16 protein-coding genes are annotated in these 13,913 nt (G+C 67.4%); 9 read left to right on the forward strand and 7 right to left on the reverse strand.

Translation table 11 applies throughout. From position 1 onward, the window contains the following. Window positions 1-173 precede the first annotated feature (173 nt). The 3 genes from AAIL68_RS04665 (at window position 174) to AAIL68_RS04675 (ending at window position 2,766) form a co-directional block, all read left to right on the forward strand. On the forward strand, window positions 174-683 hold the full coding sequence (locus tag AAIL68_RS04665; RefSeq protein WP_347138394.1) for a ferritin-like domain-containing protein: 510 nt from the start codon (window positions 174-176) through the stop codon (window positions 681-683). Window positions 684-776: 93 nt separating this feature from the next. Continuing rightward, the gene (gene nadE / locus AAIL68_RS04670) at window positions 777-1,850 is read left to right on the forward strand and encodes an NAD(+) synthase (RefSeq protein WP_347138395.1); all 1,074 of its coding nucleotides are present in this window, start codon (window positions 777-779) and stop codon (window positions 1,848-1,850) included. Beyond that, complete coding sequence (locus AAIL68_RS04675) at window positions 1,843-2,766, forward strand: NAD(P)/FAD-dependent oxidoreductase (RefSeq protein WP_347138397.1); 924 nt, start codon at window positions 1,843-1,845, stop codon at window positions 2,764-2,766. Before nadE ends, AAIL68_RS04675 begins: the two co-directional genes overlap by 8 nt. 93 nt (window positions 2,767-2,859) lie before the next feature. On the opposite strand, the gene AAIL68_RS04680 is transcribed toward AAIL68_RS04675, so the two are convergent. Both AAIL68_RS04680 and AAIL68_RS04685 read right to left on the reverse strand, forming a co-directional pair. Further along, entirely contained in the window at window positions 2,860-3,018 is a 159-nt protein-coding gene (locus AAIL68_RS04680; protein ID WP_347138398.1) for a hypothetical protein, read from the reverse strand. Between the two features lie 71 nt (window positions 3,019-3,089). Next, entirely contained in the window at window positions 3,090-3,302 is a 213-nt protein-coding gene (locus AAIL68_RS04685) for a hypothetical protein (protein ID WP_347138399.1), read from the reverse strand. 15 nt (window positions 3,303-3,317) lie between these two features. Between AAIL68_RS04685 and AAIL68_RS04690 the strand changes: the two genes are divergently transcribed. Together AAIL68_RS04690 and AAIL68_RS04695 are read left to right on the forward strand one after the other, a co-directional pair. Then, window positions 3,318-3,860 carry a sigma-70 family RNA polymerase sigma factor gene (locus tag AAIL68_RS04690; RefSeq protein WP_347138400.1) on the forward strand — a complete coding sequence of 181 codons (543 nt, stop codon included), beginning with the start codon at window positions 3,318-3,320 and terminating at the stop codon, window positions 3,858-3,860. Window positions 3,861-3,912: 52 nt separating this feature from the next. Further along, complete coding sequence (locus AAIL68_RS04695) at window positions 3,913-4,074, forward strand: hypothetical protein (RefSeq protein ID WP_347138401.1); 162 nt, start codon at window positions 3,913-3,915, stop codon at window positions 4,072-4,074. Between the two features lie 3 nt (window positions 4,075-4,077). Here AAIL68_RS04695 and AAIL68_RS04700 read toward each other — a convergent pair whose 3' ends face one another. Further along, window positions 4,078-4,650: a response regulator gene (locus AAIL68_RS04700; protein ID WP_347138402.1), complete on the reverse strand. Its 573-nt coding sequence runs from the start codon at window positions 4,648-4,650 to the stop codon at window positions 4,078-4,080. Window positions 4,651-4,921: 271 nt separating this feature from the next. On the opposite strand from AAIL68_RS04700, the gene AAIL68_RS04705 reads away from it, so the two are divergent. From AAIL68_RS04705 to AAIL68_RS04715, 3 genes are all read left to right on the forward strand, one after another. Continuing rightward, entirely contained in the window at window positions 4,922-5,152 is a 231-nt protein-coding gene (locus AAIL68_RS04705) for a DUF2934 domain-containing protein (protein ID WP_347138403.1), read from the forward strand. Window positions 5,153-5,331: 179 nt separating this feature from the next. Next, complete coding sequence (locus AAIL68_RS04710) at window positions 5,332-5,817, forward strand: DUF4142 domain-containing protein (protein ID WP_347138404.1); 486 nt, start codon at window positions 5,332-5,334, stop codon at window positions 5,815-5,817. 4 nt (window positions 5,818-5,821) lie between these two features. Continuing rightward, window positions 5,822-6,721: a patatin-like phospholipase family protein gene (locus tag AAIL68_RS04715; RefSeq protein ID WP_347138405.1), complete on the forward strand. Its 900-nt coding sequence runs from the start codon at window positions 5,822-5,824 to the stop codon at window positions 6,719-6,721. 126 nt (window positions 6,722-6,847) lie between these two features. On the opposite strand, the gene AAIL68_RS04720 is transcribed toward AAIL68_RS04715, so the two are convergent. Further along, window positions 6,848-8,077: an FAD-dependent oxidoreductase gene (locus AAIL68_RS04720; protein WP_347138407.1), complete on the reverse strand. Its 1,230-nt coding sequence runs from the start codon at window positions 8,075-8,077 to the stop codon at window positions 6,848-6,850. 277 nt (window positions 8,078-8,354) lie between these two features. Beyond that, window positions 8,355-8,819 carry an Lrp/AsnC family transcriptional regulator gene (locus tag AAIL68_RS04725; RefSeq protein ID WP_347138409.1) on the reverse strand — a complete coding sequence of 155 codons (465 nt, stop codon included), beginning with the start codon at window positions 8,817-8,819 and terminating at the stop codon, window positions 8,355-8,357. A gap of 110 nt (window positions 8,820-8,929) precedes the next feature. Between AAIL68_RS04725 and putA the strand changes: the two genes are divergently transcribed. Beyond that, complete coding sequence (gene putA / locus AAIL68_RS04730; protein ID WP_347138410.1) at window positions 8,930-12,325, forward strand: bifunctional proline dehydrogenase/L-glutamate gamma-semialdehyde dehydrogenase PutA; 3,396 nt, start codon at window positions 8,930-8,932, stop codon at window positions 12,323-12,325. A 91-nt stretch (window positions 12,326-12,416) separates the two neighbouring features. On the opposite strand, the gene AAIL68_RS04735 is transcribed toward putA, so the two are convergent. Then, window positions 12,417-13,202 (reverse strand): pyrroline-5-carboxylate reductase dimerization domain-containing protein, encoded by a 786-nt coding sequence (locus AAIL68_RS04735; protein WP_347138411.1) that lies wholly within the window; start codon window positions 13,200-13,202, stop codon window positions 12,417-12,419. Window positions 13,203-13,274: 72 nt separating this feature from the next. Beyond that, on the reverse strand, window positions 13,275-13,907 hold the full coding sequence (locus tag AAIL68_RS04740) for a TetR/AcrR family transcriptional regulator (RefSeq protein ID WP_347138413.1): 633 nt from the start codon (window positions 13,905-13,907) through the stop codon (window positions 13,275-13,277). Window positions 13,908-13,913: the final 6 nt, after the last annotated feature.

The raw sequence follows: 13,913 nt of genomic DNA on the forward strand, positions 1-13,913 counted from the left end.
GCCTGCATCTGGCATCCTGGTTTGCGGCGGGCGCGGCCGGGAAGATCCGGTTTCGGTCCTGTTCCGGGCGCGGCCTTGGAACAGATGCCCGAAATTTTTGTTTCATCTGCTCTGGCCAGGATGCCGGCAGCTTCCGCTGGTCTGAACAGCCGTTCCAACAAAGGAAAAGAACCGTGACCAATCCCGCACATGATGTCTTTCTGGCTGGACTGCGCAATGCCCATGCCATGGAAAACCAGGCGCTTTCGATCATGCAGCCGCAGCTCAACCGGCTTGAACACTATCCCGAGGTCTCGGCCCTGCTGGACCGCCATATCCGCGAAACCGAAGGCCAGCTTCGCCGGATCGACGAGATCCTGGACAGCCTGGGCGAATCCGCGTCGGGGCTGAAGGACACCATGCTGTCCTTCAGCGGGTCGATGGCCGCCGTGACCCACAGCCTGGCCAGCGACGAGATCCTCAAGAACTCGCTTGCGAACTTCGCCTTCGAGCATTTCGAGATCGCGGCCTATACCGCGCTGATCACCGCTGCGGAACAGGCGGGCGGACAGTCGGCCATTCCCCTGCTGCAGCAGAACCTGGCCGAGGAGCGCGCCATGGCCGCTGACATCGAATCGGGCCTACCCGGCGTCGTGCGCAAGTATATCAGCCTGTCCGCAAGCGATCAGCGCGCCGATATCTGAGGGCTGCGGGCGCATGGGGAAGCCGGCCGCCAGCGGCCGCGCTTTCCCATCCGCGCAGAGTGTTCCACGCCAGCAAAGGGAAAGAGAGGGATCATGGCCTATTCCGAAATCCTGGCCTTGTCGCGCCAGGCAGCCGCCGGGGGGCTCAACCCGTGGTTCGACCACCGCCTGAAGGCGCAGATCGACCGGGGATTGTTCCTGTCCGAGGCGCAGCTTGAACAGGTGCGGGACAGGATCATCGGGCAGCTTGCCGATTATCGCCAGCAGGCGGGGATCGGCACCGCCGTCCTGGGCATGTCGGGCGGGGTCGATTCGGCGCTGACGGCGGCCCTGTTCAAGCAGGCGGGCTGGCGCGTGATCGGCTTCACCCTTCCCATCCACCAGAACCCCGAGGAAACCGAACGCGGGATCGAGGCCTGCACGGCCCTGGGGATCGAGCATTTCCACCTGGATCTTTCGGCCGAATACGGGGTCATGGTGGACGGCCTGGGCCGGCTTGACGCGGCGCTTCCCGACCAGGACACCGAAGCCGCCCGGACCCGGCGGGGCAATGTCCGCGCCCGCCTTCGGATGATCGCGCTTTACGACCAGGCGCATCGCTTCGGCGGCCTTGTCGCCAGCACCGACAACTTTTCCGAACTCGGCGCCGGGTTCTGGACCCTGCACGGCGACGTGGGCGACCTGGCCCCCGTGCAGGGCCTCATCAAGTCGTGGGAAATCCCTTGGCTTGCCCGCGCGGTCGGCGTTCCCGAAAAGACCTGGCGCACCAAGCCCACCGACGGCTTGGGCATCGGCAGTGGGGACGAGGCGCAGATCGGCGCCACCTATCTTGAATGGGACATCATGGTCTTTGCCATCGCCGACGCGCTGGAAACGGCGCAGGCCGCCGATGCCGGGCAGCTTGCGCAGGCCTTGGGGACCGGACAGGACGACCATGCCGGAAAGATCCTGACCACCGTCCTGGACCGGCTGCGCCGGACCTGGCACAAGCGGGTCAATCCGATCCGGCTTGACCACCCCTTGGCGGATCGCTTCGCCCTGATCGACCGCACGGACGAGATCCTGTTCCGCCCCCGCGTCCTGCGCCGCCCCGACGTGGATCCCGGCGGCCCCGAAGGCGGCCTGCGGGCCGCTGGCAATGGCGGCGGGAACGGCACTGATGGTTGAGGACACCTATGACTGCCTGGTGGTGGGCGGCGGCCCGGCGGGACTGACGGCCGCCATCTATCTGGCGCGGTTCCGGCGGCGGGTCGCCCTGGTCGATGGCGGCAAAAGCCGGGCCTTCCTGATCCCCCGGTCGCACAATCATCCCGGCTATCCCGACGGCATTCGCGGCGACGACCTGCTGGCCCGGATGCGGCAGCAGATGCAGCAATACGGCGTGCCCTGCCTGTCCGCCCAGGCAACCGATGCCGCCCGGCTGCCGGACGGCAGGTTTTCCGTCCAGGCGGGTCAGCCGATCGTCGCGGATCACATCATCCTGGCCACCGGATCGCGCGACCGTGTTCCCCCGCTGGAGGGCATCATCCAGCATATCCGCAACGGCCTTGTCCGCCAGTGTCCCGTTTGCGACGCCTATGAGCTGATCGACAAACCCGTGGCGGTCATCGGCACCCAGGACTGCGCGGCAGGTGAGGCGCTGTTCCTGTGCCATTACACGCCGCAGGTCACCCTGCTGACGCTTGGCGATGACCTTGCGGTGTCGGAAGATGTCCAGTCCAAGCTTGACGATGCCGGAGTGCGGATCGTCAGGGAAAGGGCGACGGCCTGGGATTTCCGCGATACCGGGGTGGATATCCGGTTCGGAGACGAACGGCTTGGCTTTGCCGCCGTTTATTCGGGTCTGGGCATCGTCCCACAGAACGCCCTGGCGCGCGACCTTGGCGTGGCTTTGGCCGAGGATGGGCGCATCCTGACGGATCCCCATCAGCACACATCCGTGGAAAAGGTCTTTGCCGCCGGCGATGTCGTGACGGGCTTGAACCAGATCGCGGTCGCCATGGCCCAGGGCGAGATCGCGGCGACGCGGGTCCACAGCCTGCTGCGGCTGCGCGAAGGACGGTGCCTGGCGGACAGCCTGTGAGGTGCCGCGCCCATCCGGTGCCGCGCGACCGGGCCGGGCGCGCGGCGACCCTCACCTGCCATCGCCGCAATGCCGATCCGGGTCGCGGGGGCTCTAATGCTTGTTGCGCGCAGCCTCCAGCGCCTCGGCAAGGCGGTGGGCCAGCAGCCTCAGCCGTTCGGGCACCGGCTCTGCCTCGACCATGGCACGCAGGTGGGACAGATCGCTGCCCGGATCGCTGTTTCGCTTTTCGTCGTCGCCCTGTCCGGTCATGCGCCCTTATTCCCTTCCGCCCATTCCTGATATTTCATGGTTCCCCTGGAACCAACAGATTGCATGGTGGTTCAGGCCGCCGTGAACCGACGACGGACAAATCCTTGTGGAAGGGGGATAAGCTCGATCATGGCTCGTGGCCGGTTTTCGGCCGCCGCCCGGCAGGCAGCGTTGCGCGTTTCATGTTCCTGTCCGTGCATGACCGGCGGCGGCCCCTTGACGAGAATGACGAGCGCCCTTGCAATCAGAAGAACGGCCCTTGCCCGCGCATCGGCCACCAGCATCAAACAGGAGGCCCGATGGCCCTGAAATCGGAAAACCTGACGGACGCCCCCCGGCGGCATGTCCCCCCGCCGATGGCGGTGGCCCCTGCCCCAAGCGACGATATCCTGCATCACCTGCCCGCCCTGCGGTCCTATGCCCGGTCACTATGCCGCAAGGCGCAGGATGCCGACGACCTGGTCCAGGAAACGCTGCTGCGCGCCATCGAATACGCCCACAGCTATCGGCCGGGCACCCATCTGCGAGCCTGGCTTTTCACGATCATGCGCAGCCGGTTCTACAACAACTGCCGCCGCGCCAGCCGGGAAATGACGGGCGGCGCCGATTGCGTCTCCGCCCTGCCCCAAAGCCAACCCAGCCAGGAATGGCATCTGCGTCAGGGCGAGATGCTGGCGATCGTGAACGCCATGCCGGTCCACTACCGCGAGGCCCTGGTCCTGGTCGCCGTGCTGGGGGAAAGCTATCTCCATGCCGCCGCGGTGCTGAACTGCGATGTCGGCACGGTGAAAAGCCGGGTGTTCCGCGCCCGCCAGATCCTGCGGAAATCAATGGATGGCTAGCCTTGGCCCCGGAAATCGGGAGGGGAAGATCTTTCAGGAACGGAGCGGACGGATGATGAAGGAACCCGAACAGGACAAAGACATGGACGCGGAACTCAGGAACTGGGGCCGCCAGGTCGAACGCGAGGCCGTGCCCGACCGGCTTCTGGACTTGGCGTTCCAGTTGCGCCAGGCCCTGGTTCAGGCAAGATCCGCCCCGCCAAGGCGGTCCTGACGGTCAGTGCAGGTAGGTCCGGCCCCGCAGGCGATATTCCTCGTCCAAGAGCGCCATCATGTAGGGGCGGATGTCGTCCGGTATCCGGCCTTCCCTGGTGTCGGCGATGGCCCGCAGCAACGCCGCCTCGACCAGCCGGTCGGCCGAGGCGCGGTCGGGCATGACGGCGCATGAGCGGTGGATCATGTCCAGCACGATCGTTTCCATGCTTTCGCTGTCCTGCGGGACATTCTGGCGGTGCTGCTGGTGCAGGTCATGCAGGATCGGATCGGCATGGCTGGGCTTGGCGTAAACGCGCTGCCCCTGAAAACGCGGCGGGATGACCTTGGGCCCATAGCCCGTCAGGAACACGAAGGGCACGTCGCTGCGGAACAGCGAATCCGCGACATCGAAAGATGTCTCGTCCCGGACCCTCACGTCCAGGATGGCGGCCTGGACGGTGCCCACGCGGCTGATCGCCTCGTGCACGTCGGCAAAGGGGCCGACGACCACATCCCCCGCCGCCGTGATTTCCTGCGTCAGCCGTGTCGCGGCGAAATAGTCGTCTTCGACAACAAGAATACGAAGAGAGTTCATTGTCATTGAAGGCTCCCAGCATGGCCGGTCGATAAAGGACCGCTTGCAAGCAATAAGCACGGCGATGCTATTCCGGTTCAACTTTATGTAAACCTCTGCAACCCATGCTAGTGGTTAATTTAAGTTAAGGGGGTCAAGGGGGCGCATCCTGCCGGCCGCAATTCCCTGTATGGAAAGGCCCTGCCCACAAGGGGATGCGCCGGTTCGGGCAGGTCGCGGGAACATTCCGCCGCCTCTGCTGTTCCGCGCCCATTCACAGGAGGAAAACGCCATGACCGACCATCCCGAAGACAAGATCCGGCAGCGCGCCTATCAATTGTGGGAGGAACAAGGCCGCCCCGAAGGCAAGCATGCCGAGCATTGGCAGCAGGCGACGGATGAATCCGCCGGTGGCGAGACCCCGCCGCACAGGCTGCAGGAAGACCCGGCCGAAGGGGACCGCGACACCATCGAACGGGAACTGGACCGCCAGGACAGCCCGGACAATTCTGCCGGGGCGTAAGACCGCCAGGCGATGCACCCTGCCCGAGGGGCCGCTCCGGCGGCTCCTTTCCGCGATGCGCCCGCTGCCGGTCACCGGCGGACCGACCAAAGGGGGACGCGCCATCAACAAAAAGCAACCCCCGGAACTATAGTGCCACCGGGCCGGTTTGCGCCCTGTCCCATGACAGGAGATCCAGGATGGACCGTAGAACCCTTTTCGCAGCCGGGGCCTTGGCCGCCATGATGCCTGCAACCGGGCCCGGTTTTGCGCAAACCGCGCCAGACAGGGAAAAGCAGCCGATCCTGCTGGCCGGAAACTTTGCCCTTCTGACCAGCCGCCTTGCTGCGGACCGGGCCGCCGACCCGGCGGTCAAGGCCTTTTCCGCGCTTGAGATTTCGGAACAGCAGGCCGTCGCGCAGGCTTTCGGCGCCGCCCCGTCCGAACAGTTGACGCCCGAACATGCCGCCATGCTGGAGGAACTGACCGCCTTGCCCGCAGGCCCGGAATTCGACATGAAATACCTGGACGGCCAATTGACTGGCCATGAACAATTGCGCGCCCTTCACGCAAGCTATGCCAAGGGCGGCAGCGATCCCCGCGCGCAAGGCGCCTCGATCGTGGCGGTCCCGGCGATCGATTCCCACCTGTCGATGCTTCGGGCGATCCGGCAGCGGATGGGCTGAGCCATTGGAGACATGGCTGTGCCTTGCCGGCGGGAACGCGCTTGGCGCGTTCCATGCCGGTGCCTGGCAGGCGATCGAGGCGGCGGGACTGCGCGTCACGCGCATGGCCGGCGCCTCGATCGGGGCCGTCATCGCCGCGCTGATCGCCGGAAACGCGCCGGACCGCCGTGCCGAGGTTCTGGAGGACTTCCTGTCCCGCATCGGCAAGCTGCGCCCCCTGGTGGGCAGGCGCAGCGCCGTCGCCCGCACGCTTGCCATGGGCCATTCCTCGCTTTTCGTGCCGTCATGGCCGGGCGCGCTGGAAATCCTGCCGGATATGCCCCCCGACCGGGCGCTGTTCCGGCGCCAGCGGATGCGGCGCCTGCTGGAAGACCTGATCGACTTCGACCGCCTGAATGGCGGCGACATCGAGGTGACGATGACCGCCCTGGATGCCGAGACGGGCGAGATCGTGGCCTTTCGCAACACCGACACCCCGCTGACGGCGGATCATCTCATGGCCAGCACTGCCCTGCCGGTCCTGTTTCCCCCCGTCACCCTCGACGGGCGGCATTTCTTCGATCCCGGCACTTGCGAGAACCTGCCGCTGCGCCCGCTGCTGGACCGTCCGGGCGACGCCCTGATCCTGGCCCTTGACCTTTACGAACTGCAAAAACCGCTCTCCCAGACAATGGACGGCATCGCCTGCCGCGCGCAGGAGCTTGTCTTCGCGGGCCAATCCGCCCGCATCATCCAGAACTGCGACCTGAGCGGCCGCCGGTTCCGGCACATCGTCCTGACCGATCCCCAGGACGATTTCGCGGGCAAGGCCTTCGACTATGGGCGGCGCAGGCTTGAACACCGGGCCAATCTGGGGCGCCAGTTGACCGAGGACGCCCTGCGCGACCTGGCGCCTGCCGCCTGAAGATCGGCGGTTGCGGCGCCTGCGAACCCTGAACCCATTGCGGCAGGTCGTTGCCCGCCCGTCCCCTCGGCGCCGCTTGGCCGAACCGGGTGACGCAGCGGGACAAGCCATGCAGGGGAAGATGCGTCACAGCATCCTTCGGAACCGCGCCGGGGAAAAGGGCGCAAGGTCGATGGGGGGCGTGGCGCCTGTCGCAAGATCGGCCACGATCCGCGCGGTGCCCGCCGATTGCGTCAGGCCCAGATGGCCATGGCCGAAGGCGCAGAGGACGTTGGCTTGGCCGGGCAGCGGGCCGATGGCGGGCAGGCTGTCGGGCAAGGACGGGCGGAAACCCATCCATTGCGTCCCGCCCGTGGTTTTCAGCCCCGGCAGGAAGGCTGCGGCCTTGTCCAGCATCGCCTGCGACCGCCGGAAATTCGGGGGCAGCGTCAGCCCGCCCAATTCCACCGCGCCGCCCACGCGGATGCCCGTGGACAGCCGCGTCACCACGAACCCATGACCGCCGAAAGTCACCTGGGTGCGCAGGTCGAAGGCATCGCCCGGCAGCGTGGTGTTGTAGCCGCGTTCGGTTTCCAGCGGGATGCGCACCCCCAGCGTCCGCGCAAGACGGTGAGAGAACGCCCCCGCCGCCAGCACCACCCTGCCCCGCATCCGCCCCGTGTCGGTGACGACGCCGTCATCCGTCAACGCGGTCGCCTGGGTGATGACGATCCGCCCGCCGTTCGCGCGGAAACGCTGGGCCAGAGCCAGGACATAGTCACGCGGGTCGGCGATGGAAAACCAGCCGGGCGTGAAGGTGCCATGGGTGAAGCGCGGCGACAGGCCAGGCTGGATCCCGGCCATCTCCTCGGGCGTCATGTGGCGGAAGTCGATGCCGTGATCGGCGCGCGCCTGCCATCCGGGCAGCGAGGCATCGAATTCGGCCTGCCCTTCATAGACCTGCAGGTTCCCCTCCTTGCGCAGCATCGCCCGCGTGCCGGTGGCCTCCAGGAAGGGCTCAAGCTCGGCCCTGGACAGGTCCATCAGCGCCGTCTGCGCCGTGGTCGAGGCCGCGACGCGGGCGGGCGAACAGGCCCGCCAGAAGCGGAGCATCCAGGGCGCGATCCGCAGCGCATAGGCCGGCGGCACCGACAGCGGCCCCAGCGGATCCAGCAGCCAGCGGGGCGCCTTGCGCAGGATGCCGGGCGAGGCGAGCGGCAGGATATCAGTAAAGGCGAAGGCCCCGGCATTTCCCGCCGAAGCCCCGGCGGCGGGGCCTTCGCGGTCGATCACCGTGACCGGCACCCCGCGCGCCTGCAAGGCCAGGGCAGAGGACAGGCCGACGACCCCGGCCCCGATGACGATCATGTCCGGCATGACGGCCCCGATGCGAACAACTGTTCCGGTGGTGCGATTTCGGCGCCCCTTGAGGCCGCGTGGTCAAAGCCCTCGCGGGCGAACTTCATCTCATCCGTGACGCAGATCATCGTCATCTCCTCTTATGCTGGCATCCGCAGCGTGCCCAGCACTGTCACCTCGTCGAACAGCATATATCCGGGCGGCATGGCAAGGGCGGGCGAAGCGCGGCGCGGACATTCCGCGACCCCCTCGCATGGGCATCGGAAAGGCCCCGGCCTCCTCCAGGACGCGTCCCTCAGCCCATCGTAAAGGTCTGTTCCACCACGGCTTCCATCGAGACATAGCTTGACGTGTTGCTGATATGGGGCAGGCCCGAGATCTTCTCGGCCATGATGCGCCGGAAATCGGCCATGTCGCGCGAGCGGACCTTGACCAGATAGTCGAAGCCGCCTGCGATCATGTAGCATTCTTCGATCTCGGGGATGGCGCGGACGGCGGCGTTGAACTGCTGCAGCGCGGCCTCGCGGGTGTCGCTCATGCTGACCTCGACATAGGTGACATGGGTCAGCCCCAACCTTACGGGCGACAGAATCGCGCGGTATCCGGTGATGAGGCCGATCTCCTCCAGGTGCCTGATGCGCAGGGCCACGGGGGTCTTGGACAGGCCGACCTTGCGGGCCAGTTCGGCGATGGGGATGCGGGCGTTGCGGGTCAGTTCGGCAAGGATCTTGCGGTCAAGGGCATCCAGCCTGACATCCATCCTGTAAAAGCCTTCTTGAATGTTCCAATCGACCAGTCTTGGCCCGATCTTCAGGCACACGGCCTAGGCAATCTTTGATATTCCTGCCGGATCAGTCAAGGAGACAGGCCATGGCCCCCGTCAGCACGCGCGTCTTTTCCACCGAAGCCAAGTTCGCGGACGAGGCGCCGCTTCTGGAACGCCTGACGGCGCAGGCCGCCCTGTCCCCCGACGCCCGCGCCGCCATCAGCGCCCGCGCCGCCGATCTGGTGCGCCGCATCCGGGCCGAGGCGCGGCCCAGCCTGATGGAGCATTTCCTGGCCGAATACGGGCTCTCCACCCGTGAAGGCGTGGCCCTGATGTGCCTGGCCGAGGCGATGCTGCGCGTGCCCGACAAGATCACCATCGACGCGCTGATCGAAGACAAGATCGCCCCGTCCGACTGGGGCAGGCACCTGGGCGAGGCGTCGTCCAGTCTGGTCAACGCATCCACCTGGGCCCTGATGCTGACGGGCAAGGTTCTGGACGACGACCAGGCGGGCACGCTGCGCCGCATGGTCCGCCGCCTTGGGGAACCCGTGATCCGCACCGCCGTGGGCCGGGCGATGAAGGAGATGGGCCGCCAGTTCGTGCTGGGCCAGACCATCACCGATGCCCTGGACCGCGCCAGGACGCGCGAGAAGCAGGGCTTCACCTACAGCTACGACATGCTGGGCGAGGCGGCGATGACCGGGGCCGATGCTGCCCGCTATGCCCGCGCCTATGCCGAAGCCATCGCGGCCATTGCCAAGGCCTGCGACAAGGGCTCGGTCGAACAGAACCCCGGCATCTCGATCAAGCTCTCCGCGCTGCATCCCCGCTACGAGGTCGCGCAGGAAGCCCGCGTGATGCGGGAACTGGTGCCGGTGGTGCTGCGGCTGGCGCAGGCGGCGAAGGCCGCGAACATGGGCATGAACATCGACGCCGAGGAGCAGGACCGGCTGGTGCTGTCGCTGAAGGTCATCGAGGCGGTGCTGCCCGACCCCTCGCTGGCCGGATGGGACGGCTTCGGCGTGGTCGTGCAGGCCTATGGCAAGCGCGCGGGCCAGACCATCGACTGGCTGCACGATCTGGCCACGCGGCTGGACCGCCGCATCATGGTGCGCCTCGTCAAGGGCGCCTATTGGGACAGCGAGATGAAGCGCGCCCAGGTGGACGGCCATCCGGGCTTTCCGCTGTTCACCAGCAAGGTCGCGACCGATGTCAGCTATATCGCCAATGCCCGCAAGCTGATCGGCTACGGCGACCGCATCTATCCGCAATTCGCCACCCACAACGCCCATACCGTCGCCGCGATCCTGGAGATGGCGGGCGATACCCGCTTCGAATTCCAGCGCCTGCACGGCATGGGCGAGCGGCTGCATGACATCGTGCTGCGGGAAACGAAGGGCCGCTGCCGCATCTATGCACCCGTCGGCGCGCATCGCGACCTTTTGGCCTATCTGGTGCGCCGGTTGCTGGAAAATGGCGCGAACAGCAGCTTCGTGAACCAGATCGTCGATGAAAGCGTCAGCCCCGAGGAGGTCGCGCGCGATCCCTTCGACGCGCTTGCCACGGCCAAGGCCCCCGCGTCCCTGCTGGCGCCTGCGGATCTCTATGGCGCGTCACGCCGGAACTCGGCTGGCTTTGATCTCAGCGACGAACAGACGCTGGCCCGGATCGATGCGGCGCGCGACGTGGCCCTGTCCGATGTGGTGCCGCTGACCGTGTCGCAGCCGACCGGCACGGTGCAGGACGTGGTGAACCCCGCCACGGGCGAGAAGATTGCCACCGTGATGATGGCCGATGCGGAAACCGCCGCGCGCGCCATCGACGATGCCCGCCTTTGGGACGCACCCGCTGCGAAACGCGCCGCTGTCCTGCGCCGCGCCGCCGACCTTTATGAGGAAAACTTCGGCCCGATCTTCGGCGTCCTCGCGAAGGAGGCCGGCAAGACCCTGGCCGACGCCGTGGCCGAACTGCGCGAGGCGGTGGACTTCCTGCGCTATTATGCGACCGAGGGCGAGGCGAACCCCGGCACCGCGCGCGGCATCGTCGGCGCGATCAGTCCCTGGAACTTCCCGCTGGCGATCTTCACCGGCCAGATCGCCGCGGCGCTGATGGCGGGCAATGCGGTGATCGCCAAGCCTGCCGAGGCGACGCCCCTCATCGCGGCTTATGGTGTCCGCCTGCTGCACCAGGCAGGCGTGCCCCTGTCGGCCCTGCAACTGCTGCCGGGGCGCGGCAGCGTTGTGGGCACGGCGCTGTCTCAGGATCCACGTGTAAAGGGCGTGGTCTTCACCGGCTCGACCGCCACCGCCCAGACCATCGCGCGAACCATGGCCGCGAACCTGGCCCCCGGCACGCCACTGATCGCGGAAACCGGCGGGCTGAACGCGATGATCGTGGACTCGACTGCGCTCCCCGAACAGGCGGTGCGCGACATCGTGAACGGCGCTTTCCGGTCCGCCGGGCAGCGCTGCTCGGCCCTGCGCTGCCTCTATGTGCAGGAGGACATCGCCCCGCATGTGATCCCGATGATTCAGGGCGCGATGGACGAGCTGGTGGTGGGCGACCCCTGGGATCTGGCAACCGATGTCGGCCCGGTGATCGACACGGGCGCGCGCGACGATATCGCGGGCTATGTCGCCGCCAACGGCAACCGCGTGATCCACAAGCTGGACGTGCCCGCGCGCGGCACCTTCATCCCGCCCACCATGCTTCGCGTCGATGGCATCGCCGATCTGGAACACGAGATCTTCGGCCCCGTCCTGCATGTCGCGACCTTCCGGGGCGACAGGCTGGACCAGGTGGTGGCCGACATCAACGCCCGCGGCTTCGGCCTGACCTTCGGGCTGCACACCCGCATCGACTCGCGTGTGCAGGAAATCAGCGACGCCATCCATGTCGGCAACATCTATGTGAACCGCAACCAGATCGGCGCGGTGGTGGGGTCGCAACCCTTCGGCGGCGAGGGCCTGTCGGGCACCGGACCCAAGGCGGGCGGCCCGCGCTATGTGCCGCGCTTCTTCGCGCCGGAGGCACCAGAAGCGTCAGGCACCTGGCAGGGTCAGGCCGACGAAGGCCGCATCCGCGCCCGGCTTGCCGCCCATGTATCGCGCAAGATCGACGAACGCCTGATGCCCGGCCCCACCGGGGAACTGAACCGCCTGACCGCCCATACCCGCCCGCCGGTCCTCTGCCTCGGTCCTGGTGCCGAAACGGTGGCAGCCCAGGTCGCCGCTGTAAGAGCCCTTGGCGGTGACGCGGTGGGCGCAGACGGCCCCCTGGCGCCCGAGACGCTGACCCGCCTGCCCGCCATGGCCGCCGTCCTGTGGTGGGGCGACGAGGCGCAGGGCCGCGCCTATGCCCGGGCGCTTGCCGCGCGTGACGGAGAGATCGTGCAGCTTGTCACGGGCCTGCCCGACCTGGCCCATGTCGCCCATGAACGCCACCTTTGCGTGGACACCACCGCCGCAGGCGGCAACGCGGCGCTGCTGGCGGGGTAAGAGGAAGGGCCGCCTTGCCCTTTCGCAGCCCCGCGCCATCCGGCAGGCGTCGCCAAGATGCACCGGCGCAGGCTGCCCGGCTTGGCCGCGATCATGGCTCGGGCGCCGCCATCGCCTGGGCCTTTTTCGTTGCGGCCTCAAGCGCGCTGCGGATGGCGGCGGAAAACCCGCCCGCTTCCGCCGCATCCAGGCCTGCGGCAGTGGTGCCGCGATAATCGCGATAGGCGGCAAGAAGCGCGGGCGCGTCGGCGATGCGGCCCGCCAGCATGGCGGCGCCCCCGCAAACGGCGGCCTCGGTCGCGCGCCAGGCGATGGCCTCGGGCACGCCCCGGTCGGTCATGAAGCGGGCCATGGCCACGGCCATCAGGGCAGGATAGGCCGCACCCGATCCGGGCAGCGCGGTCATCAGGTCGATCTGGGCCTCCTCGGCGATCTCGTCCGACGTGCCGATGGCCGACAGGATCGCCGTCACCGTCCGGCGATCCTCATCCGTGACGCCGCCGTCGGCCCACCAGGGCGAATACGAGGCGCCGATCCCGGCCGCGGCATTGGGCATGGCGCGGACGATGCGGCCGCCGCAGGATGCCAGCCGATCCGCGCCCACCCCGGCCATGAAGGACAGGACCAGCCTGCCTTCGGCGCGCAGGCTCAAGGCGGGCCAGTCCTCCGGCCTGACCGAAACGACAATGACATCCGACAGCGCGGCCAGTTCCGCGCCGTCCCGCGCCCACCTGACCCTGTGCCCGTGATAATCGCCCCGTGCCCCGCTGCGATTGGCAAGGACCAGATCGCCGGGCGAGACGATCCCCAGCGACAGCAGACGGCCCCCCAGGGCCGATCCCAGCCAGCCTGTCGCGCCGATGATGCCCAGACGCATGTCCCCGCTCCCCTCCCCATATGACCGCCGCAAGGCTCCTTGCTGCATGGGAAAGCGTGCTGCCCCCACCCGTCACGCCTGCCGACGGCGGATCCCGGCATTGAAGCGGGCGATTTCTCGCGCCTCCGCCTCTCGCCCCGAATAGATCTTCACATACAGGGGAATGCGCTGAAGGCGCGTCTCGATGTCTTCGCTGGTCTGCATGGAGATATAGCCGATCTGGACCAGATAGATGGTCCTTGCCCGGACATCGGCCTCGGCCGGGTCATGCCCCCAGCGCGCCATCATCCCGCGCAAGGCGCGAAGCCGCGCGTCGTCGGCGGCCCGTACGCGGGACGCGACCCCTTCATCCTGCAAGGCCCAGCTGCGCACGGCGAATTCCAGGCGCGCGTCAAAGACATCGGCCGACAGAAAGCAGGCCAGCACGTTCAGCATCGCCTCGGACAGGCTTTCGGCATAGTGGGTGGTCGCATCCACCAGCGGCCGGGTAGTGCGCGCCTCCCAGCCGTCGATCAGCGCGGCCAGCAGCGCCTCGCGATCCTCGAAGAACCAATAGAAGCTGGTGCGCGACAGCTTCAGCCGCTTGGCCAGCGGCAGGATCTTGACCGCGTCGATGCCGCCCTCGATCAGCGCCTGATAGCCGGCCTCAAGCCAGCCTTCACGCGATCCGCGCCATCCGCTTTCCGGTGCTTCAACCTGATCCATGGCCTT

It is taken from the genome of Paracoccus sp. SSK6, assembly GCF_039770665.1.
In the GTDB taxonomy this organism is placed as follows: Bacteria; Pseudomonadota; Alphaproteobacteria; order Rhodobacterales; family Rhodobacteraceae; genus Paracoccus.

Excerpts from the sequence above, each read along its gene's own strand:
- AAIL68_RS04710 (WP_347138404.1), top strand. The coding sequence starts at position 5,332 with ATGGACCGTAGAACCCTTTTCGCAGCCGGGGCCTTGGCCGCCATGATG.
- AAIL68_RS04705 (WP_347138403.1), top strand. The coding sequence starts at position 4,922 with ATGACCGACCATCCCGAAGACAAGATCCGGCAGCGCGCCTATCAATTG.
- AAIL68_RS04700 (WP_347138402.1), bottom strand. The coding sequence starts at position 4,650 with ATGAACTCTCTTCGTATTCTTGTTGTCGAAGACGACTATTTCGCCGCG.
- AAIL68_RS04690 (WP_347138400.1), top strand. The coding sequence starts at position 3,318 with ATGGCCCTGAAATCGGAAAACCTGACGGACGCCCCCCGGCGGCATGTC.
- AAIL68_RS04735 (WP_347138411.1), bottom strand. The coding sequence starts at position 13,202 with ATGCGTCTGGGCATCATCGGCGCGACAGGCTGGCTGGGATCGGCCCTG.
- AAIL68_RS04725 (WP_347138409.1), bottom strand. The coding sequence starts at position 8,819 with ATGGATGTCAGGCTGGATGCCCTTGACCGCAAGATCCTTGCCGAACTG.
- AAIL68_RS04675 (WP_347138397.1), top strand. The coding sequence starts at position 1,843 with ATGGTTGAGGACACCTATGACTGCCTGGTGGTGGGCGGCGGCCCGGCG.
- AAIL68_RS04720 (WP_347138407.1), bottom strand. The coding sequence starts at position 8,077 with ATGCCGGACATGATCGTCATCGGGGCCGGGGTCGTCGGCCTGTCCTCT.
- putA (WP_347138410.1), top strand. The coding sequence starts at position 8,930 with ATGGCCCCCGTCAGCACGCGCGTCTTTTCCACCGAAGCCAAGTTCGCG.
- nadE (WP_347138395.1), top strand. The coding sequence starts at position 777 with ATGGCCTATTCCGAAATCCTGGCCTTGTCGCGCCAGGCAGCCGCCGGG.
- AAIL68_RS04680 (WP_347138398.1), bottom strand. The coding sequence starts at position 3,018 with ATGACCGGACAGGGCGACGACGAAAAGCGAAACAGCGATCCGGGCAGC.
- AAIL68_RS04695 (WP_347138401.1), top strand. The coding sequence starts at position 3,913 with ATGATGAAGGAACCCGAACAGGACAAAGACATGGACGCGGAACTCAGG.
- AAIL68_RS04685 (WP_347138399.1), bottom strand. The coding sequence starts at position 3,302 with ATGCTGGTGGCCGATGCGCGGGCAAGGGCCGTTCTTCTGATTGCAAGG.
- AAIL68_RS04740 (WP_347138413.1), bottom strand. The coding sequence starts at position 13,907 with ATGGATCAGGTTGAAGCACCGGAAAGCGGATGGCGCGGATCGCGTGAA.